At 63.3% G+C, this 18838-nt stretch carries 12 protein-coding genes; 8 read left to right on the top strand and 4 right to left on the bottom strand.

The genetic code is table 11. The annotated features are described in order from the left end of the window. The first annotated feature begins 252 nt into the window (after positions 1-252). On the top strand, positions 253-933 hold the full coding sequence (locus CAP13_RS09600; protein WP_143764854.1) for a hypothetical protein: 681 nt from the start codon (positions 253-255) through the stop codon (positions 931-933). Between the two features lie 352 nt (positions 934-1285). Here the strand turns inward: CAP13_RS09600 and CAP13_RS00580 are convergent, their stop codons facing one another. Continuing rightward, entirely contained in the window at positions 1286-2098 is an 813-nt protein-coding gene (locus CAP13_RS00580) for a DeoR/GlpR family DNA-binding transcription regulator (protein ID WP_085829744.1), read from the bottom strand. Positions 2099-2412: 314 nt separating this feature from the next. Here CAP13_RS00580 and CAP13_RS00575 point away from each other — a divergent pair, with 314 nt between their 5' ends. The 3 genes from CAP13_RS00575 to CAP13_RS00565 all read left to right on the top strand — a co-directional run bounded on the left by CAP13_RS00575 (position 2413) and on the right by CAP13_RS00565 (position 7067). Beyond that, positions 2413-3264 carry a class II fructose-bisphosphate aldolase gene (locus tag CAP13_RS00575; protein WP_085829743.1) on the top strand — a complete coding sequence of 284 codons (852 nt, stop codon included), beginning with the start codon at positions 2413-2415 and terminating at the stop codon, positions 3262-3264. 781 nt (positions 3265-4045) lie between these two features. Then, entirely contained in the window at positions 4046-6076 is a 2031-nt protein-coding gene (locus tag CAP13_RS00570; protein ID WP_085829742.1) for an SHIRT domain-containing protein, read from the top strand. Positions 6077-6347: 271 nt separating this feature from the next. Next, complete coding sequence (locus tag CAP13_RS00565) at positions 6348-7067, top strand: GntR family transcriptional regulator (RefSeq protein ID WP_085829741.1); 720 nt, start codon at positions 6348-6350, stop codon at positions 7065-7067. An 18-nt stretch (positions 7068-7085) separates the two neighbouring features. Here the strand turns inward: CAP13_RS00565 and CAP13_RS00560 are convergent, their stop codons facing one another. Then, on the bottom strand, positions 7086-8285 hold the full coding sequence (locus tag CAP13_RS00560; protein WP_085829740.1) for an enolase C-terminal domain-like protein: 1200 nt from the start codon (positions 8283-8285) through the stop codon (positions 7086-7088). A gap of 334 nt (positions 8286-8619) precedes the next feature. Here CAP13_RS00560 and CAP13_RS00555 point away from each other — a divergent pair, with 334 nt between their 5' ends. Together CAP13_RS00555 and CAP13_RS00545 are read left to right on the top strand one after the other, a co-directional pair. Then, a complete protein-coding gene (locus tag CAP13_RS00555; RefSeq protein WP_085829739.1) occupies positions 8620-9984 on the top strand; it encodes a PTS transporter subunit EIIC in 1365 nt (454 codons plus the stop codon). A 296-nt stretch (positions 9985-10280) separates the two neighbouring features. Then, the gene (locus tag CAP13_RS00545) at positions 10281-11339 is read left to right on the top strand and encodes a DMT family transporter (RefSeq protein WP_085829737.1); all 1059 of its coding nucleotides are present in this window, start codon (positions 10281-10283) and stop codon (positions 11337-11339) included. Positions 11340-11536: 197 nt separating this feature from the next. Here CAP13_RS00545 and CAP13_RS00540 read toward each other — a convergent pair whose 3' ends face one another. Next, positions 11537-12481, bottom strand: coding sequence for a 3-hydroxyacyl-CoA dehydrogenase (locus CAP13_RS00540; protein ID WP_085829736.1), 945 nt, complete (start codon positions 12479-12481; stop codon positions 11537-11539). Between the two features lie 346 nt (positions 12482-12827). On the opposite strand from CAP13_RS00540, the gene hisS reads away from it, so the two are divergent. Continuing rightward, entirely contained in the window at positions 12828-14144 is a 1317-nt protein-coding gene (gene hisS, locus CAP13_RS00530; protein ID WP_085829734.1) for a histidine--tRNA ligase, read from the top strand. Positions 14145-15014: 870 nt separating this feature from the next. Next, positions 15015-17792 (top strand): phosphoenolpyruvate carboxylase, encoded by a 2778-nt coding sequence (locus CAP13_RS00525; protein ID WP_085829733.1) that lies wholly within the window; start codon positions 15015-15017, stop codon positions 17790-17792. Between the two features lie 697 nt (positions 17793-18489). Here CAP13_RS00525 and yhbY read toward each other — a convergent pair. Then, complete coding sequence (gene yhbY, locus CAP13_RS00520; RefSeq protein WP_085829732.1) at positions 18490-18789, bottom strand: ribosome assembly RNA-binding protein YhbY; 300 nt, start codon at positions 18787-18789, stop codon at positions 18490-18492. Positions 18790-18838: the final 49 nt, after the last annotated feature.

Raw genomic sequence — 18838 nt, 5'->3', positions numbered from 1 at the left:
GAGGTGTATCGGAAGATGGGCCAGCGTCTTCCGGACCTCCTCACTCTCCCGCGCACGGCTAAGCTCGCGGGGTGCTCGATGCCGTCGCGGGCGCACCTTGCGGACGATATGGCTCGGCTCGGGCTTGAAGCAGGCCCTTTCCATCTGCTACTCCCAAGCCGATCCGAATGCCATATCCGTGGGGATGTCCGTTGCCATCGACATCGGGAGGATCTCCTACAATCGCGTTCGTTGATTAGGCTTTCAAAGTCAATGCTGATCGTCTCACCCGAGTTGCTCTTTTTAGAATTAGCCGCCACGGGGGAATACGATGAGATCGATCTTGCCCTCATAGGATTTGAACTTTGCGGCACGTATGTTCTCGATGAATCATGGGACGGGTTTACCAATACATCGCGACCTGTGGCTACGCGGCATCGGCTGATGAGCATGATTAACCGGTCAGCCCACCACCGAGGTGTGAAGCTCGCCGCCCGCGCCGCACGCCTCGTCATTGATAACTCGCACTCACCCATGGAGACCGTTATGGCCATGTTGTTTTGCCTGCCACATCGATATGGCGGGATGGGATTCAAAGGTGCCGTTCTGAACTATAAGGTTGAGACGGCTGAGGGATCTCGTTGGGTGGATGCGGCATTTCCCACCAATGGCTTTGGCCTTGAATACCAGGGGCGACGCTATCATTCTCAAGAGCGGGTTGGGCGGGATGCTCGGCGACAAGCTCGGCTGATCGGTGCAGGGCTAACGACCGTCAATGTTTGGTATGAGGACCTGGCCGATCTCCATCTCTTTGAGCAACTTGCCCGCGATGTGGCCTGTGCCCTTGGTGTTCGCTTGCGTCCTGAAAGAACGAAGAACTTTTCTCAAAAGAGGACACTGTTACGCTCGAGGATTCTGCCGTCTCTATCCTTGAGTAGTCTTGATGACATGTGAGAATTCGTGCGCTTGGCCAAAAAGTGCATCGAGGATGTATTTTTGGAATCAGCCCGCGTATCAGTCTGCTAAATATCATTTACATTTATAGATATATGTATTTTATTTCTATAATCTGAGGACGTGCTGCCGGAGATCTGGGCTTCCAAAGTTCAAACGCCATCTCATAAATACAGCCTCAACCATGTTTTTGGCCAGGCGAGCAGAATCGTGCAGCATGAAGCACTGCGCGGATGGCTTCGGGGCTAAAAAGATGAGGCGGGGCTCCTGAGTGACGCGCGCCTTCCGCCGTGGCTATGAAGTTCTCGCTGTGCCAATGTTGCGGAGACGATCCGTAAGAGGTGATGTGCGTCTATCTCGCCGCGAGATGGAGCCAGGGACGGCGGTCTTCGGGCAACTCAGCGATGGTAGCGGCGATGATACCGGCGGGGTCGCGGTCCATCACGATGTCGTCGAGGTCGTCTATATCCGCGAAACGCAGCATGCTGCGAGCTGATATCTTGCTTGCATCCATCAAGGCGACACGGCGTGCAGCGGCGTCCAACATTCCCTTCTTCACCTCGGCCATCTGCGGGAAGTCGGTCATGAAACCGCGCGAGGTGACGAAACCGCCAGGGCAGATGACTGCGAGATCGGCATGGAGCTCTGCGAGCGCCGCCTGGGTGAGGGGTCCGTATAGGTAGCGATGCCCCTTTCTCAGCGAGCCACCGAGGACGACGGCGCTGATGGAGGGCAGGCTCTCATCTATGTAGTCCGCAATGGTCATGTCGGCGGTGATCACGGTGATGCCCGATCTGACGTCAAGGGCGCGCACGAACTCGAGGGCTGTGGTGCCGGAATCCACGATCAGGGTGTCGCCGTCGTGCACCAACTCGAGCGCTACGGCGGCGATGGCACGTTTGGCATCGGCGTTCACATTCACGCGACGGTCCTGCACCGACACCGTGAGAGTTCGCTGCAGGGAGATCGCACCGCCATGGGTGCGTCGCAGTTTGCCGGCGGAGGCGAGCGCGTCGAGGTCGGCGCGCGCGGTGACGGAGGACACGCCGAAGATCCGGGCTAGATCGGCGACCTGCACGGTCGTCTCATGCTCGAGCATATCGAGGATGGCTGTCTGTCGCTCTTCAGCGAACGTGCGGGTTGTGCGTTTCGGTCGGCGTGCCATGGCAGCCCCTTATCGTCGGTCTCGGGTTATTTTCTCAACTTTCTTTTAAAGAAGAAAAAAGAAAATCAGTTCCCCATCTTTTACACGATACGATGGAAATGAGGAAACAAAATGGACGATATAACAGGCTTTAAGAGAAATGGGAGCACACTTTCCTTTCCTTCGTTTGCGTGTGATCGGATTTTTAGCCACTGACACCCCGAAAGACGGCGCAGGCGAGGGCGGCACATCTCGTATAGTGGAGGCATCGGCGTCGGCCAGAGGGGCGCGGCGGATGATCGCCCGGCAGCGGACGGGCAGAAGGGAGCTCGAACATGCTGGTCACCACCATGGAGATGCTCAAGGAAGCGCGCAAGAACCACTACGGTGTCGGCGCCTTCAACGTGGAGAACCTCGAGTTTGTCATGGCGATTCTTGCGGCTGCCGAGGAGACGAAGTCCCCGGTGATCATGCAGACCACCCCGGGCACCATCAAGTCGGCGGGTCTCGATTATTTCTATGGTATCGTCTCCGCCGCCGCGGCTCGCGCTTCGGTTCCGGTGGCCCTCCACCTCGATCACGGCGACGGTTTCGACCGCTGCATGCAGGCCATGAAGACGGGCTACACCTCCGTGATGATCGACGGCAGCCACGTGCCGTTTGAGGAGAACATCGCCGTCACCGCCCCGGTCGCCCGCGTGGGCCGCGCCCTGGGGATTCCGGTCGAGGCCGAGCTTGGCAAGGTCGGCGGCAAAGAGGACGACGGTCCGCTGGTTGAGGGGGAGAACCCTTACACCGATCCCGATGAGGCGCTTGAGTTCGTGGAGCGCACGGGCTGCACGAGTCTCGCGATCGGTGTGGGTACCGCTCACGGAATCTATCACGGCACCCCGCACGTGCAGCAGGACGTCGTGCGCGCCATCGCGGCCAAGATCGACATCCCGCTCGTGCTGCACGGCACCTCGGGCGTGCCTGACGAGCAGGTCGCCGAGGCTATCAAGAACGGCATCTCCAAGGTGAATTACGCGACCGAGCTGCGCCAGGCATACACCAAGGGATTCATGGCCTACATGGCCGAGAACCCGGACAACTTTGATCCGAAGAAGCCTGCCAAGCAGGGCATGGCGGAGATCACGAAGATCGTGAAGACCCGCATGGAGAACCTGGGCTCCGTCGGTCGGGCGTAAAGGCGCGATACGATCTTGGCATGCTCATGACTGCCTGATAGCCCCGTCGGAATAGTGCTTGTAGCATTGGCTCATTATCCAAATGTGCCGAAATTCTAGCGCTCAAGCATGTGACCCCGAGCTCGTTTTGATCATGGACATATCCATTGGTCGAAACGGGCTTGGGGTCTTTTATATGGCATTGAAATGGATAATACATTATTAATATTGCATATAATGTCTTTGTAAATATATATTATAAATGTCATATATTAGAAAATGATAATAAAAAAGGGTTTAAAAAACCTCTTGAACAATATGAAGCAATCAAATTACCTGGTGTTTTGTATTGTTTATGGTGAACTGTTAGATTATCCATATAGTGTACACATTTCTATAGTATTCGATACTATCACGTTGGTTGCGCAACTGCAGAAGACACCCCCGCCAAGCCCATCAGCGCAGTTGCAACAGACGGGCTCGAACCAGGAGGCACCATGAGAAAGCAGACCATTCCGAAGATCGCGCTCGTTGGCGGAGGAGTCCCTGCCACGAACGCATACGCTGAGACCGTCTCCGAAACCGGGGCACCTGCTGTCGTCAATACAGAGCAGAGGTCTGCTGACGAGGCTGCAGCTGGGAGCGACGCCACCTCGCAAGAGAGCGCGTCCGGTTCCGAGGAGACCCCTCCACCTCATCATCGCCCGTCGACGACGTTACCCCCACGGCGCAGGAGTCCACCCCCGTCGGAGAGGCGCTGCGTGCTGCGGCACCGGAAGCCCAGGGCACGTACGCCGGCTCCGTGAGCCTCGTGGGCCAGTGGACGAACGAGTCCCGCACCAAGCAGGACACCGTGCGCGATTTCACCCAGCCGACTGACAAGATCGGCGCGCCGATCGTGAACCAGGGTTCCCTGCGCGGCCTGGGCAAGGTCTTCCTCGGATGGTCAGATCAACCGCCGGTGAACGGGAAGGTCGCCCCGGGCGCCCGCTTCTTCTCCTCGGAGGACCTCATCTCAACGGCTTTCCCCAACGGCATCCCTGCAGATGCCCGTCTGTACGGCATCTACTTCAGCCTTACCGAGCCCGACTCACCACTGCCCGACAGCAACTTCGGCCTGTTCCAGGCGCTGACCGGCGGTCTCAGGCGATTTGCGCCCGGTTCCGTCTCGATCCGGGTGAACGGGAACACCCCCGCCGAGGACTTCCTCCCCAACAGCCCGCTGCACAGCACCACCCGGGACGATGCGACCGGCGACGTCACCGTCGTTGACACCTATGTCAAGAAAGACGACCGCACGTCCGTGAACGAGGTCGTCCTAGGCTCCGAGTTCTCCATGGACAACTCTACCGCGATGGTCGTCTACAAGAACCCCGCTGCCTCGAACCAGTGGCTTCCGGTGCTGAGCCGCAACTACAGTGAGCTGCTCTCCGGCAACAACGAGTTGCCGACTGCGGCGAACGACAGGTCCTATACGTATGTCGACCTCAATATCGAGCTCGGCGAGGGCATCTCCGTTCCGGAGACCCTGTCCCTTGAGTTCGAGAGCTACTCATGGCGTCCCCTGTACGTGCTGAACGCCGCCCGCGAGCGTCTCAACATCGTCGATCCCAACACGGGCGCAGATCTCGGGAACACCAAGGCGAGCTTCTCCTCGCTTGTGAGCAACGCCAGCCCCAAGACGCGCTTCGATGTGAAGACCGGAGGCAGCCACACACTCACCATCCGCACGATCCTGCGCCACGGCGACGCCGAGAAGATCCGCGAGGCCAACGTGGTGGCTGCGCCGGGGAAGAGCAAGGGCGAGACCATCGTCTCGAACATGAAGCTCCGTGCAGTGCCCCTGGCCGAGCACGCTGCCGCGGGTTCCCCGGATCCCGCCTCGCGGACGCTGACGATCTCCGATGAGAAAGCCGCCGAGCTCGCCGAGACCCAGGGGATGCAGCTCATTAACGTCCAAGGCACCGTCACCGGCAATGTGGTGCCCCACGCCGGGTTCTTGAACCTTCCGATCCTCGGGCAGACGGCCCTCTCGACCTCGATCTCGATGGGGACGAGCCGGTCAAACACCGTCTCTCTGGGCTATTGGCGGCCGGCCATGCACAACGTGACGTACTCCTATGAGTCCGTCTCCGAGGGACGAGCCCTGCCCGACGGCATCGTGGCGCCTCCGGCGGGCATGGCGCGCGCAGGCGAAGAGCTCACCCTGCCCGCGCCTGGCTCCGTGCCGGTGGAAGGTGGCAGCTGGGAGTTCAAAGGCTGGTACAAGGGTGCCATCGCCGAGGGCAATGAGGTTTCGGGCGCTTCGATCACCATGGGCGATGAGGATCTGGCGCTCGTGGGTGCCTGGGAGTTCCGCCCCGCCGTGCACCGGGTCACGTTCTCCTATGTTTCCGGCACTCCGGGTAAAGATCTGCCGGGGAACCTCACTGCCCCTGCGGAGGTCGAGGCCGAGCACGGAACCCCAGCGACCGTGCCCACGCCGTCCGACCATAAGGTTGATGGCGGCACCTGGGTGTTCAAGGGTTGGTATCGGGACAGCGTCGCTCCGGGCAACGAGTTCACCGAAAGCTCCATCGCGCTGACCGAGGACATCTCCCTCGTGGGCCTCTGGGAGTTCGTCGCCGATCCGGTGAAGCCCGGCCCGGCGGATCCCGGCACCGACACGGGCAAGAAGCCGGGGAAGAAGACGCCCGCGGTGAAGAAGTCCTCAGCCAAGCTCCCTGCCACAGGGGACGCGATGATCGTCGCCGCTGCCGCTGCGGCAACCGGCGCGGCAGCGGGTCTCGGCAGCCTGGCGCTGCGCCGTCGCGCGCGCAACGAGAAGCGATAACAGGGCACGGCGCCACCCGCGCGATCCGGCGCACATGAAGGGGCTTGCTTCCGGGCGGGCCCCTTTTCCCGTACCGGCAGGTCCGGTGCGTGGCGCCTGCCTAGGTCAGGGTGGGCGGCGCACGGGCTTCCAGGTGTTGCGCGTCTGCATCCATGCAGCGCAGACAAGGCGGAAGTCTGGGATACACGCGGGCCGAGATCCCTTGCGCGCTGCCGGGCCGACATGACACCATGGCGTTGGCAACATGCATCGAACGGGGCGGGAGCGCACCATGAAGAAATCGGAGTTCATCGTCCAGGATCTGCTGAGCAAGATCTACCAGCGCCAGTACCCCGGCGGGAAGCTCCCCACGCAACGCGAGCTCGCCCAGGCGTACGGGGTCTCGCGGTACACCGTCCAGGCGGCGGTCCGCAACCTCGCGGACATTGGGGTCGTGGAGCTCGTCCAGGGGTCGGGGATCTACGTGCGCGACCAGTTCCGCATCAATCCACTCGTCTTCAACTCCCTGACCCGGGCGCCGTATGCGAAGATCGTCTCGAAGTGCCTGGAGTTCGGCAGGGGGCCGGCGACAGCTGAGGAGATGCAGATCTTTCAGGTTCCCGAGACGGAGCTCGTGTGGCGCTTCCTCAGGCTCCGTATCGTGAACGGGGTCATCGAGCAGATCGAGACCTCGAGTCTGCCGGCATCGCTCTTCCCCGACCTCACGCCTGCCGTAGTGGAGAGCTCGATCCAAGCGTATGTCGAGGCGAAGGGATACCGTATCTCGCACTATATGAGCACCTATGCGCCGAAGAACCTCACGCGGGGCGAGGCTCAGCTCCTCGGGTGCAGAAAGAGCGAGCCCGCGATGCACATCCAGAACCGCGCGGTGCTCTCAACGGGTCGGGTCTTCGAGATCAGCGAGGTCACGGCCATCGAATACGCGGTGTCCTACATCCGCCCCTTCGATCGGGAGATCCATCGCGCGCGGCTCGTCTCGGTGGATGCGTAGCCGTGTGTCGAGGGCCCGTTACGGGGCTACGACCGTGCCGTCGATGACGCGGCTCTGCGTCCAAGGGTGCTCCTTGAACTGCCCGGGGAACCGCAGCGCCGCAGCAGGATCGAAGGATACGCCGATACCGTCCTCCTCAGGCGCGTAGATGAACCCGCCGCGCACCTCAGGCGCGCCCTCAAAGACCTCGCGCGTGTTCTGCGGCACCTCGATGTGCTCCTGGATGGCGGCGTTGCGCAGGTGGACGTTCAGGTGCGCGTTCACCGCAAGACCGATGGGGGAGATGTCCGAGGGGGTGTGCCAGGCGATGCGCACGCCCATGGCCTCGGCGACGTGGGCGATCTTGAGCGCGGGGGTGATGCCGCCCACCTGGGACACGTGGATCCTCAGGAAGTCGATATCGCGGTTGCGGAGCAGGTCGATCCACTCCCGTGGGTTGTTGAACAGCTCTCCGGTGGCGATCGGTGTGGCCGTCTGCGCCCGTATCCTGCCCAGCCACTCGTTCTGTTCAAGGGGCACGGGGTCCTCGAGGAAGAAGAGGTTGTACGGCTCGGCTCCTTTGGCGAGGCGCAGCGCCTGGCTGGGCGTCAGGCGCTCGTGCACGTCGTGCAGCATCTGGAAGCGATCGCCGTACCGCCCGTACACATCGCGGAAGAGCGCGAGATGAGCGGAGAGGTAGCGCTCGGGGTCGAAGTACGAGCCCTCGAGCGGCTGGTCGGGCAGGGGCAGGTCAGCCGCCGTACCGCCGTAGAATCCCAGTTGGACCCTGATGAAACGGTAGCCTTCGACGAGGTAGCCGTTGATCTGGTCGCACAGGTCGGCGAAGGTGTCGGCGACCGCGTGCGTGTAGGCGGGGATGGCCGTGCGCGACCTGCCTCCCCATAGCTGGTAGAGGGGCATGTGCGCGAGTTTTCCCTTGATATCCCACAGGGCCATGTCCACGCCGGAGATGGCGTTGTTGAGCACCGGCCCGTTGCGCCAATACGAGTTGTAGAACATGGCGCTCCACAGGTCCTCGATCTGGTTGGCGTCCTTGCCCAGGAGGAACGGCCTCAGGTACTCGTCGACGGCAGCCTGCACGGCAGTGGGGCGGAACTGGAAGGTTGCGCAACCAACGCCGACCACTCCCGCGTCGGTCTCGACGCGTACCACGATGAGGTTGTGCTTATCGGGTTTCAAGACGTAGCTTTTGACGTCGGTGATGACGGTGGGCGACATGCGGTCCTCGTTCCCTGTCTCGCGTGCTTATCCTGTCGGCATTGAACCAAAGTGGGGAAAGCGCGGTCAACGTGGATTGGGAAACAGGTTAAATCGGGCAATATTCCAGTCCAATTTCTCTTGGAAGGGATCCGAATTGAAGCATTCAACTGCCTATATATGAATTTGACCGAATGTGACCCCCATATCGAACAGAAGATTGGATTGGTAGTATTCGGTGCATCGGCCGCGTGGGAACGGAGCGGGTGCCTGTCCACCAGGAAGATCCGAGCCACGCGGACCAATGGAGTCCGGTGCCGACACGGCGTCGGCACGCTACTACAAGGAGGAACACATGACGCACTCTGATGCGGCGGCGCAGATCATCGAGGCGGTGGGCGGCAAGCAGAACGTGTCGAACGCCTGGCACTGCATGACGCGGCTGCGGTTCGCGCTGAAGGACGAGGCGGCGGTCGATCTCGAGACGCTCAACGCCATCGACCCGGTAGTCGGCGCGCAGTTCAACAGCGGGCAGCTGCAGATCGTCATCGGCACCGACGTCGAGGACTACTACAAGCCGCTGATGGATCAGCTCGGCATGGCGCAGCAGGACGCGATCGACGAGAACCTCGATGCGGACGGCTCCGACAAGAAGAACCTCCTGATCCGCTTCATGGACGTCGTGTCCGGCACCTTCGGGCCCATCGTGCCCGCCATCGCCGGCGCCGGCATGATCAAGGGCCTCCTGGCGGGCCTGGCGGCCATCGGGGTCATCTCCAACCAGACCGACACCTACATCGTGCTCGACATGCTGGCGAGCGGCGTCTTCACCTTCCTGCCGTTCTTCGTCGCCGCGAGCGCCGCGAAGATCTTCAAGACGAACCAGTACGTTGCCGTCGCCATCGCGGCCGCTATGCAGTACCCGGCCATGACCGCCGCGGTGGCTGCGGGTGAGATCGAGCGGTTCATGCTCTTCGGTGTGCTGCCGGTTCCCGTGTTCAGCTATGCGGGCACGGTCATCCCCATCATCTTCGCGACACTGGCCCTGAGCTATGTGTGGCGCTTCGTGGACAGCCACCTGCCCAAGATCATGCGCACGGTCTTCACGCCGCTGATCTCCTTGTTCGTCACCGGTATCGTGGCCTTCACGGTCATCGGCCCCATCGGCATCTACTTCGGTGACGCCCTTGCCGCTGGCGTGAGCGCCCTGTTCACCTTCTCGCCGGTGCTGGCCGGGTTCATCATGGGCGTGACCCGTCCCATTCTGGTCTTCCTGGGCCTGCACCACGCCATGACCCCGGTTGCGCTCCAGAACTTCGCCAACCAGGGTTGGGACATGCTCATGCCCACCATGTTCATGGCGAACCTCGCCATGGCGGGTGCGACTGCGGCCATGTACCTCAAGACGGATGACGAGCGTGAGAAGGGCGTCATCGCGGGTGCCGTGGTCTCCGCGTTCCTCGGGATCACCGAGCCGGCGCTGTTCGGTGTGCTCTCGAAGTATCGCAAGGCGTTCGCCGCCGCCTGCCTGGGTGCCGGCATCGCCAGCGCGGTGATCTGCGCCTTCGGCGTCCGCATCTACGGGTACATCCTGTCAAGCATCTTCAGCCTGGTTGCCTACATCGGACCGTACTTCCCCTTTGCCCTGCTCGGCATCGTGATCGCCGTGGCGTCGTCGTTCGCCATCGCGATGGTCCTCACGTCCCGTTCCTCCAATTAACGTTTGAGGGGGCGGCGCCTAGGACGATGGGGGATGCGGTGCGCGGCCTCTAGCTGCGCGCTGTGTCCGTGCCCATTCCGCCCGCTTTATCTCGATGGATTGAGAACGCCCTGATCAGCGTGGTACATTGCAGGGGCGCACCGGGGGTCCGGTGCGCCCCTGCCATCATCTGAGGCGGCGACCGGCGCTGCGCCGGCGCGGACACCACGCCTTCCCATGCGAGAAGCGGATGCCCGACCATGACCGTCCATCCTTCATCTAAAACTCGATCCCGCCGCGGCTCCTGCCGTGCCGGCATGCGCGATGAGCGCGCCGGGGCCGCCGTCCAGCAGCTCTTCTCCCAGCTTCGCGAGAAGCGCGCGGCCGTCCGTGCCGACGCCGCCTCTCAGAGCGATACCCCTGTCGCACCCGAGGACCGTGTGCCCGGCGAGCTTCGCGGTGCCGGTGCCCGCTCGCCGCTCTTCTGGAAGCTCCTGCTCCTCGGCATGGCCTTGATCTGGGGCTTTTCGTTCTTCGTCATGAAGGACGCCCTGAACGTCATCCCCACCTACCAGCTGCTCGTCGTGCGCTTCCTGGTCTCGGCCATCATCATGCTCATCCTGTTCCGCCGTCGCATCCAGGCGCACCTGAACCGGCGCAACCTCGTCGTCGGCATCGGCGTCGGCCTCGTCACCTGGGTTGCGTACACATTCCAGACCACGGGGCTCGGCTTGACAACCGCCGGCAAGAACGCCTTCCTCACAGGCACCTACTGCGTGCTCGTCCCCTTCATCAGCTATCTCATCAGCCGTGAGAAGCTCACGCGCTACAACGTGGGCGCTGCCGTGCTTTGCCTGGCTGGCATCGGTCTCGTCGCCCTCGACAGCCTATCGGCTGGCGCAGGGGACGTTCTCTCACTTATCGGCGCCGTCTTCTTTGCCGTGCAGATCGCGTCCGTGGCCAAGTTCGGTCGGGACCTCGACGTCAACGTCATCACGTTCTGGATGTTCCTGACCGTCGGCGTCATGAGCCTGCCGCCCGCGATCATCCTGGAGCCTCCGCTGCCGCTCGCCGCGGTGACCCCTGAGTTCATTGGCGTCCTCGCCTTCCTGTCGGTGATCGGGACCTGCGTGGGCCTCCTCATCCAGAACCTCGCCCTCGCGCACGTTCCCGCCTCAACGGGGTCGCTCCTGCTCTCCCTCGAGTCTCCCTCAGGCGTCCTGTTCTCGGTGCTGATGACCGGGGAGGTCGTCACCGCGCGCCTCCTGTTCGGCTTCGCGCTGATCTTCTCATCCATTGTGTTGTCGGAGACGCAGCTCTCGTTTCTGAAGGTCCCCCGGCGTCGGTCTGCAGCAGCCTCCAGCTCAAAGGCGTGATGTTGGGCGGGTGGGGTACGCGCCTCTGGCGGCTCGCGTGTGTGGTGCCAGCGCCGCGCGACCGAGCCTATGCGTGGCTTTGGCGGCACCGCCCCGGCGCCCCGCGCGCCGATCGCGACGGATATTGAAAAAACGCGGCGACGGGAGCACGTCCCATCGCCGCGTTTCGCGCTGCGGAGCCTATGTGGCCATGCGCCTTACTTGGTGTACTTGTAGAAGCCCTCACCCGCGTTGACGCCGGTCTTGCCCGCGTCGATCTTCTCCTTCAGGAGCGCGGCGATCTTGCCCTGGATCGTCTCGGGGTCCTTGGCCTGCGGATCGAGCATGACCACGTTGTAGGCCGTGGTGAGGCCGATGACGTCGAGGATGCGGAAGGGGCCGGCCGGAGCACCGGTGCCGAGCTGCCAGGTCTTGTCGATCGTCTCGGGGTCGGCCACGCCCTTGGCGTACAGGACCTCGGCGGCATTCAGGAACGGCACGAGCATGGTGTTCAGGATGTAGCCGGGCTGCTCCTTGTGCAGCAGCAGCGGGACCATGTGGATGTCGGCCGCGAACTGGGCCACGGCGTCGTAGGCCTCCTTCGAGGTGCCGTCGTGTCCCATGACCTCGGCGGTGTTGTTGCGCCAGATCTCATTGGCGAAGTGGAGCGCGAGGTACTTCTCGGGACGGCCGGTGTGCTCGGCGAAGGTGCTGGGGAGCATGGTGGAGGAGTTGGTTGCGATGATCGTTTTCTCGGGGAGGTGCTTGGCGAGCTCGGTGTAGAAGGCGATCTTCTGCTCGGGGTCCTCGGCGATGGCCTCGATCACGAGGTCGGCGTCGCGGGCGGCCTCCTCGTAGCTGTCCGTGAGCACGATGCTGTCGTGCGCGGCTTGGGCGCGGGCCTTGAGCTCGTCGATCTCGGCGGCGGAGAGGTCCTTGGAGTCGGCGAAGCCGCGGGCGTAGGCGGCGGGGTTGGTCTTCCACGCCTCGAGGGTCTTGAGGTAGATGTCGAGCAGACGGTCGATCTTGGGGCGCGCACGCTCAATGGAGGCGGCGCTGCGCAACCAGATCTTGACGTTGAAGCCGCTGTAGGCCGCCTGGAAGGCGATTTGGCTTCCGAGGACGCCGCCGCCTGCGATCGTTACGTTCTTGATGGTGGACATGGGTGCTCCTTTCGGGTGTCAAAAGGCACCGGTTGAAATGGGGATGCAATGACCTATGACCTATCTTTCCCCGATGGCCCTGTTTCAGACGTTCGGATGTCGTATCGGATCGCACGGCCGCGGCCGCCACCCTATCTTCATGGCGCCGCGTCGCCTTATCCCTCCTCCGCGCGCCATCGGGGCAGACACGAAGTCGCTGATCATCGATGCTGCCCGCGCCCTCCTGCGCGCACACCCGGGGTAGCCCCTTTCGATCCTCCCTATGCTCCGTCATTCTGCCCTCCTCCGCGCGCGCTTGGGAGCCACGTATAATGGGGCACGGAAAACGGCTGTGGAGAGGAACGACATGCAGGCACAGAAGGCAGAGGGAACCAAGGACCTCATGGGGCGCGAGATGCGCGCGTGGCAGCGGATGCAGGAGATCGCCGCCGAGACGTTCGGCCCATACGGCTTCTCGCCCGTTGAGACGCCGGCTATCGAGCAGCTCGATGTCTTCGTGCACGGCATCGGCCAGTCCACGGACGTGGTGCGCAAGGAGATGTTCCGCGTGTTCTCGGGCGCCAACTTCGCGCGCGTGCTCGAGGAGGGGAGCGACGCGGCCCTGAAGCCCAAGCAGCGCCTGGCGCTCCGCCCCGAGGGCACGGCGGGCGTGGTGCGCGCTGTGGTCGAGAACAACCTGGTGCCGCAGGGCGCCGCCCCGTTCAAGGGCTACTACGCCGAGGCGATGTTCCGCGGTGAGCGCCCACAGAAGGGCCGTCTGCGCCAGTTCCACCAGGTGGGGATCGAGTGGCTCGGGGCTCCCGACCCGGCAGCCGACGCCGAGTGCATCATCATGCTCATGGACTTCTACCGGCGCCTGGGCTTCGACGTCTCAAAGCTCCGGCTGCTCATCAACTCCATGGGCGACCCCACGTGCCGTCCGGCATACCGCGATCTCGTCCGCGATTTCATCCTCGCTCACGCAGACGAGATGTGCGATGAATGCCTCGAGCGCGCTGAGATCAACCCGCTGCGCGCCTTCGACTGCAAGAACGAGTCGTGCCGTGCGGTCATGGCGAGCGCCCCGCTCGCCCCCGACCACCTCTGCGATGAGTGCGCGACTCACTATGACCAGGTCAAGCGCTATCTCGACGAGGCGGGCGTGGCCTACGTGGAGGACCCGACCCTCGTCCGCGGCCTCGATTACTACACGCGCACGGTGTTCGAGGTCGAGGCGCCCGGTGCGGGCGTGGGCTCCATCGGCGGCGGAGGGCGCTACGACGGTCTCGTGGAGCTCGAGGGCGGCAAGCCCACGGCGGGCGTCGGGTTCGCCGTGGGTTTCGAGCGCGCCCTGCTCGCGCTCGAGGCCTTCGGCGGCGATCTGGGAAGCGATGAGGAGCCCAGCGTGTACGTGGCGAATGCCGGGGCGGAGCTCCGCGGTGAGGCGTTCGCCGTCTGCCGCGCCCTGCGGGGTGCGGGCGTTCGCACCGAGGCCGATTACCAGGGCCGATCGCTCAAGAGCCAGTTCAAGCAGGCCGACAAGCTCGGGTCTCGCCTGATTGTCATCATAGGGGAGGACGAGCTCGCCGCCGGCGCTGTCAAGGTGCGCGACCTGGGCACGCACGAGGAGGAGCTCGTGCCGCGTGCCGAGGTGGCGGCGTGGGTGTCGACGCACCTGGGGTGAGGGCAAGTGGCCGGGTCCCTGGGGCTTGCCGCGTGTGCGGCCACCGCGTGAGGCTGCTTCAGCGTGGAGTGCGCGCCGCGGGCTGCTGGAGCTTGCGGTGCGTAGGAGGCGGATCGACACGCTTAAAGTGGAAAACGTCATCTCGAGCCCGTCTCCAGGCAGAATGCCTAAGAGATGGGTCTGAAAGTATGCTTTAGTCCCTCTGCATGACGGGTGGTGGGGATAGGGCCCAGAAGAGGGTTTTCTGAACCGGCTAGTTGCTGTCGATTCTGCCCGGGAAAACGTCATCTCGATGTCGTTTTCTCGGCGATTTGCCTGGGAACAGCTTCGAGATGACGTTTTGCTCGTGAGCCCGGATCCGTGGCGGGGCGCGTTACCCGGATGCGGCTTGAAAGCACGTTTACGAGCAGAAGTGGGTTCGCCGCAGCGGTGTTGGGTTGCGTGTCGAACGTTGGCGTCGTGTCTCTGAGCCGCCGGGCTGCCGATCTCATCCCGAAAACGTCTTTTCGAGGCGCCCTGCCAAGCAATTTGCCTGGAGGCGGTCAGGAAAGTACGTTTTACAAGCGAATTGGGACGCACCGAGCGATGCCTGCTCGGAGACGACCGGGAAAGTACGTTTTGCGCGCATGACGGGCAGCCACACCAGGTTTTCGGGTCGAGACCGATCCTAGTTCTCTTTGGGACCGCCGTCACCTGGGTCGCCCGCGCTTTGCGCGCCATCATGCCCGTGCAGCCGCTTGCGAGCGTGCGCACGCCACCCCAACTCACCCACCCGTCCGCAACCCTCGCCGCTGCTGTTCACAGTCTTGAAACCCCCGTTCGCCGATTTTATGGAAACGCATGATTTACTTTTGCGTAATAAAGCGCTAAATGCGTTCGTCCTATAATGGGCAGGCACTGGCCAAAAACGGAGGGGGACGCGTTTTGTCCGAGATCACCGAGATCGATATCCCTGAGAGCCTACGCGACCATCTGGCGCTGTTCCTGCGCCTGGAGCGCAAGGTCCTCGACGAGTACGACCCACAGGTGCGGAGCCTTTTCGACGAGCTCCTGGCCTGCGTGGTCACGGCCAACGAGGGCAACCCCGGCACCGACGCCGTGAGCGAGGCCATCGACGCCGAGGGCATCCCGTCCGAGAGCGGAGCGGGCGCCGCCGCCTTCCGCGATGCCGTGGCCCTCATCGACCGCCTCGATATCGACCACGCGCAGGTCCTGGTTCGCGCCTTCACCTCCTTCTTCCACCTGGCGAACCTCTCTGAGGAGAACTACCGCGTCCAATCGCTCCGCGAGCGCGAGGGCGGCGTCGTGCTCGACGCTGTTGCGGGCACGCCGGCCGATCCGGCAAACGAGCTCACGGTTGCCTTCCACCAGCTGGTGGACGAGGTGGGCCGCGAGCATGCCGTCGAGCTGCTGAACCGCCTCGAGTTCCACCCGGTCTTCACCGCGCACCCCACCGAGGCGCGCCGCAAGGCCGTTGAGGGCAAGATCCGCCGCATCGCCCGCCTTCTGGAGGAGCGGCCCCTTCTCGGCGGCACCGACCTCATGGAGAACGAGCGCCACATGCTCCAGGAGATCGACGCCCTCGTGCGCACCTCGCCCGTGGCGCTCAAGAAGCCTACGCCCGTCGAGGAAGCCGACACGATCATCGATATCTTCGACAACACGCTTTTCGACACCATTCCCGAGGTCTACCGCCGTTTCGACGACTGGATGCTCGGCGAGCGCGCGGGCACCGTGCCTCCGCTCTGCCCGGCGTTCTTCCATCCCGGCAGCTGGATCGGCACGGACCGCGACGGCAACCCCAACGTGACGGCCAAGGTCAGCCGCGAGGTGGCCCACAAGTACGCGACGCACATGATCGGCAAGCTCGAGGACAAGTGCCGCCGCGTGGGCCGCAACCTCACGCTCGAGGCCCGCTACACGCCGCCTTCAGAGGAGCTCATCAACCTGTGGAACCATCAGGTCGAGCTCAGCGAGATCCTGACCGAGCGCGCCATGGGGATCTCCGCCTCCGAGATGCACCGCGCCGTCATGATCGTCATGGCCGAGCGTCTGAATGCGACGGTCCGCCGCGTGGCCGACACCATGTACCGCAATGCCGATGAGTTCCTCGAAGATCTGCGCGTCGTGCAGCGGTCACTCGCCGAGGCGGGTGCCGTCCGCGCCGCCTACGGCCCGGTTCAGACGATCATCTGGCAGGTGGAGACCTTCGGCTTCCATATGGTCGAGACCGAGTTCCGTCAGCACTCCGTCGTGCACAGCCGCGCGCTGGCCGATATCCGCGAGCATGGCCGCCAGGGCAAGCTTGACCCGATGACCCGCGAGGTGCTCGACACCTTCCGCGCCCTCGGCATGATCCAGCGCCGGTTTGGTTTGAAGGCGGCCCGCCGCTACATCATCTCCTTCACCAAGAGCGCCCAGAATGTGGCGGACGTCTACGAGCTCGCGAACCTCGCCTTCGCGCACGTTGAGGACGTGCCGGTGATCGATGTGGTCCCGCTGTTCGAGCAGCTTGAGGATCTGGAGAACTGCGTCGACGTCCTCGATGGGATGCTCGAGGTGCCCGGCGTGCAGAAGCGCCTCGCCGAGACCGGCCGCAAGCTCGAGATCATGCTCGGGTACTCGGATTCCTCGAAGGACGCCGGCCCCACCACGGCCACGCTCGCCCTGCACGCCGCCGAGGAGCGGATCGTGGCCTGGGCCGAGCGCAACGACATCGACCTCACGCTCATGCACGGCCGCGGCGGGGCCGTGGGCCGTGGCGGCGGCCCGGCCAACCGCGCGGTGCTCGCCCAACCCCGTGGGTCGGTGAACAGCTGCTTCAAGCTCACCGAGCAGGGTGAGGTCATCTTCGCGCGCTACGGCAACCAGGCTCTCGCCGAACGTCATGTGGAGAGCGTTGCTGCGGCCACGCTGCTCACGAGCGCCCCGTCGGTGGAGCGCACGAACACTGAGATGACGGAGAAGTACGCCGCGATGGCGTCGACGCTCTCGCGCGCCTCGCACGACGCCTTCCTCGATCTGCTGCACACCGACGATTTCACGCCGTGGTTCAGCACGGTGACGCCGCTCACCGAGATCGGTCTCTTGCCCATCGGCAGCCGTCCGGCCAAGCGCGGTCTCGGCGCCAAGTCCCTCGACGACCTGCGAACCATCCCCTGGGTGTTCAGCTGGAGCCAGGCGCGCATCAACCTTGCTGCCTGGTACGGCCTCGGTTCCGCCTGCGAGAAGCTCGGCGACCTCGACCTCCTGCGCCGCGCGTACAAGGAGTGGCCGCTCTTCACCACCTTCATCGACAACATCGAGATGTCGATCGCCAAGACCGACCTGCGCATCGCCAAGCTCTATCTGGCCTTGGGAGATCGACCTGATCTCTCCGAGAAGGTCTATCGCGAGATGCTCCTCACGCGCCGCTGGACCCTCGCCATCGTGGGCGATGACTGGCCGCTGCAGCATCGCCGGGTCCTCGGCCGCGCGGTCCGCGTGCGCAACCCCTATGTGGATGCACTGTCCATCGCCCAGGTTCGCGCCCTGCGCACCGTCCGCATGCAGCAGGATGAGCTTTCCGAAGAGGCGAAGGCCGAGTATCTGAGCTTGATCCTGGCAACCGTCACCGGTGTCTCGGCGGGTCTCCAGAACACAGGGTAGGGTAGCACGGCCCCACGCCGTTCGCACAGGCCAGCTCTACGCATCATCTCGCTCGTCGAAAACCCGGTGCCCCATGGGGTGCCGGGTTTTCCGTGTGTCGAAGCATGTTATCGGCGTGATGAAGCTCAAGCGGGTCAGTGGAGGTTGGTGGCGGTAGCTTCATCACGCATGTTCGTGCGGCGCCTCAGCGGGCGGCTGGCCAAAAAGGGCGTTGAGGCTGTATTTCGCGACTCCTATCTCAGGTGTTCAGGTGGCTGCTTTTGCCTTGGAATACAGGTTTGAACATATATGGCTATGCGTTTAAACCTAACCGGCGTCTTTTAGGTACGCCGTGCATCTCGGAAACTACATCCTCGACGCCTTTTTTGGCCAGGAGGCCGCTCGACAACAGCCCGAGGGCCGAGGATCCACCTGTGCACCGATCAAACTCCTGAGACATTGATCGTGCGATGAGATGCGGTTATACGGGCCCGAAACCTACGTTCGACCGCGCTTTCAGGCAGATTGCCTGCGTGACCGCTTTGAGATGACGTTCTGCTCCCATCTTGTGCATCCGGTCGTGCCTCGGCTCACGACGCGCACCGCAGCCTGGGTGCCGTGATCGGGCCGAAGCGAGCTGCGGCCCGGCACCGCCATTCATGCGGACGCAAATAGGTCATGTACGTCTGAGAAGTTTCAGCTTGGGGGCTTCAGCTCGTTACGGCAGCTGGATGTGCTCGATGCCCTTTTTATCGCTCAGACGATAGAGGGAGAAGCGGTGTCCGATCACCTGGACCACGTCGGACCCGGTGCGCTCCGCGAGCTCCGCGGCCGCTTCCTGAGCAGAGAGGTCGCTGCCGTCTTGCACGCCGCACTTGATGAGCTCATGCGCCTCGAGGGCCTGGTTTGCCTGGTCCACGAGGGCGTCGGTGATATCGGCCTTGCCGACGAAGACGACCGGGTTCAGGTGATGGGCGAGGCTGCGAAGATGACGGATCTGCTTTCCGTTGAGTGCCATGGGGACCTTCTTTCCACTGGTTTTTCGCAGGCTATTGTAGCAGGTGACT

It is taken from the genome of Collinsella vaginalis, assembly GCF_900176655.1.
In the GTDB taxonomy this organism is placed as follows: Bacteria; Actinomycetota; Coriobacteriia; order Coriobacteriales; family Coriobacteriaceae; genus Collinsella; species Collinsella vaginalis.
Note: the sequence above shows the minus strand (reverse complement) of the source record. Positions and strands in the feature narration are given on the sequence as shown.

Coding starts and splice junctions, on each gene's coding strand:
- CAP13_RS00560 (WP_085829740.1), bottom strand. CDS start 8,285: ATGTCGCCCACCGTCATCACCGACGTCAAAAGCTACGTCTTGAAACCC.
- CAP13_RS09600 (WP_143764854.1), top strand. CDS start 253: ATGCTGATCGTCTCACCCGAGTTGCTCTTTTTAGAATTAGCCGCCACG.
- CAP13_RS00565 (WP_085829741.1), top strand. CDS start 6,348: ATGAAGAAATCGGAGTTCATCGTCCAGGATCTGCTGAGCAAGATCTAC.
- CAP13_RS00555 (WP_085829739.1), top strand. CDS start 8,620: ATGACGCACTCTGATGCGGCGGCGCAGATCATCGAGGCGGTGGGCGGC.
- CAP13_RS00580 (WP_085829744.1), bottom strand. CDS start 2,098: ATGGCACGCCGACCGAAACGCACAACCCGCACGTTCGCTGAAGAGCGA.
- CAP13_RS00545 (WP_085829737.1), top strand. CDS start 10,281: ATGCGCGATGAGCGCGCCGGGGCCGCCGTCCAGCAGCTCTTCTCCCAG.
- CAP13_RS00525 (WP_085829733.1), top strand. CDS start 15,015: ATGCGTTCGTCCTATAATGGGCAGGCACTGGCCAAAAACGGAGGGGGA.
- hisS (WP_085829734.1), top strand. CDS start 12,828: ATGCAGGCACAGAAGGCAGAGGGAACCAAGGACCTCATGGGGCGCGAG.
- CAP13_RS00575 (WP_085829743.1), top strand. CDS start 2,413: ATGCTGGTCACCACCATGGAGATGCTCAAGGAAGCGCGCAAGAACCAC.
- CAP13_RS00540 (WP_085829736.1), bottom strand. CDS start 12,481: ATGTCCACCATCAAGAACGTAACGATCGCAGGCGGCGGCGTCCTCGGA.
- yhbY (WP_085829732.1), bottom strand. CDS start 18,789: ATGGCACTCAACGGAAAGCAGATCCGTCATCTTCGCAGCCTCGCCCAT.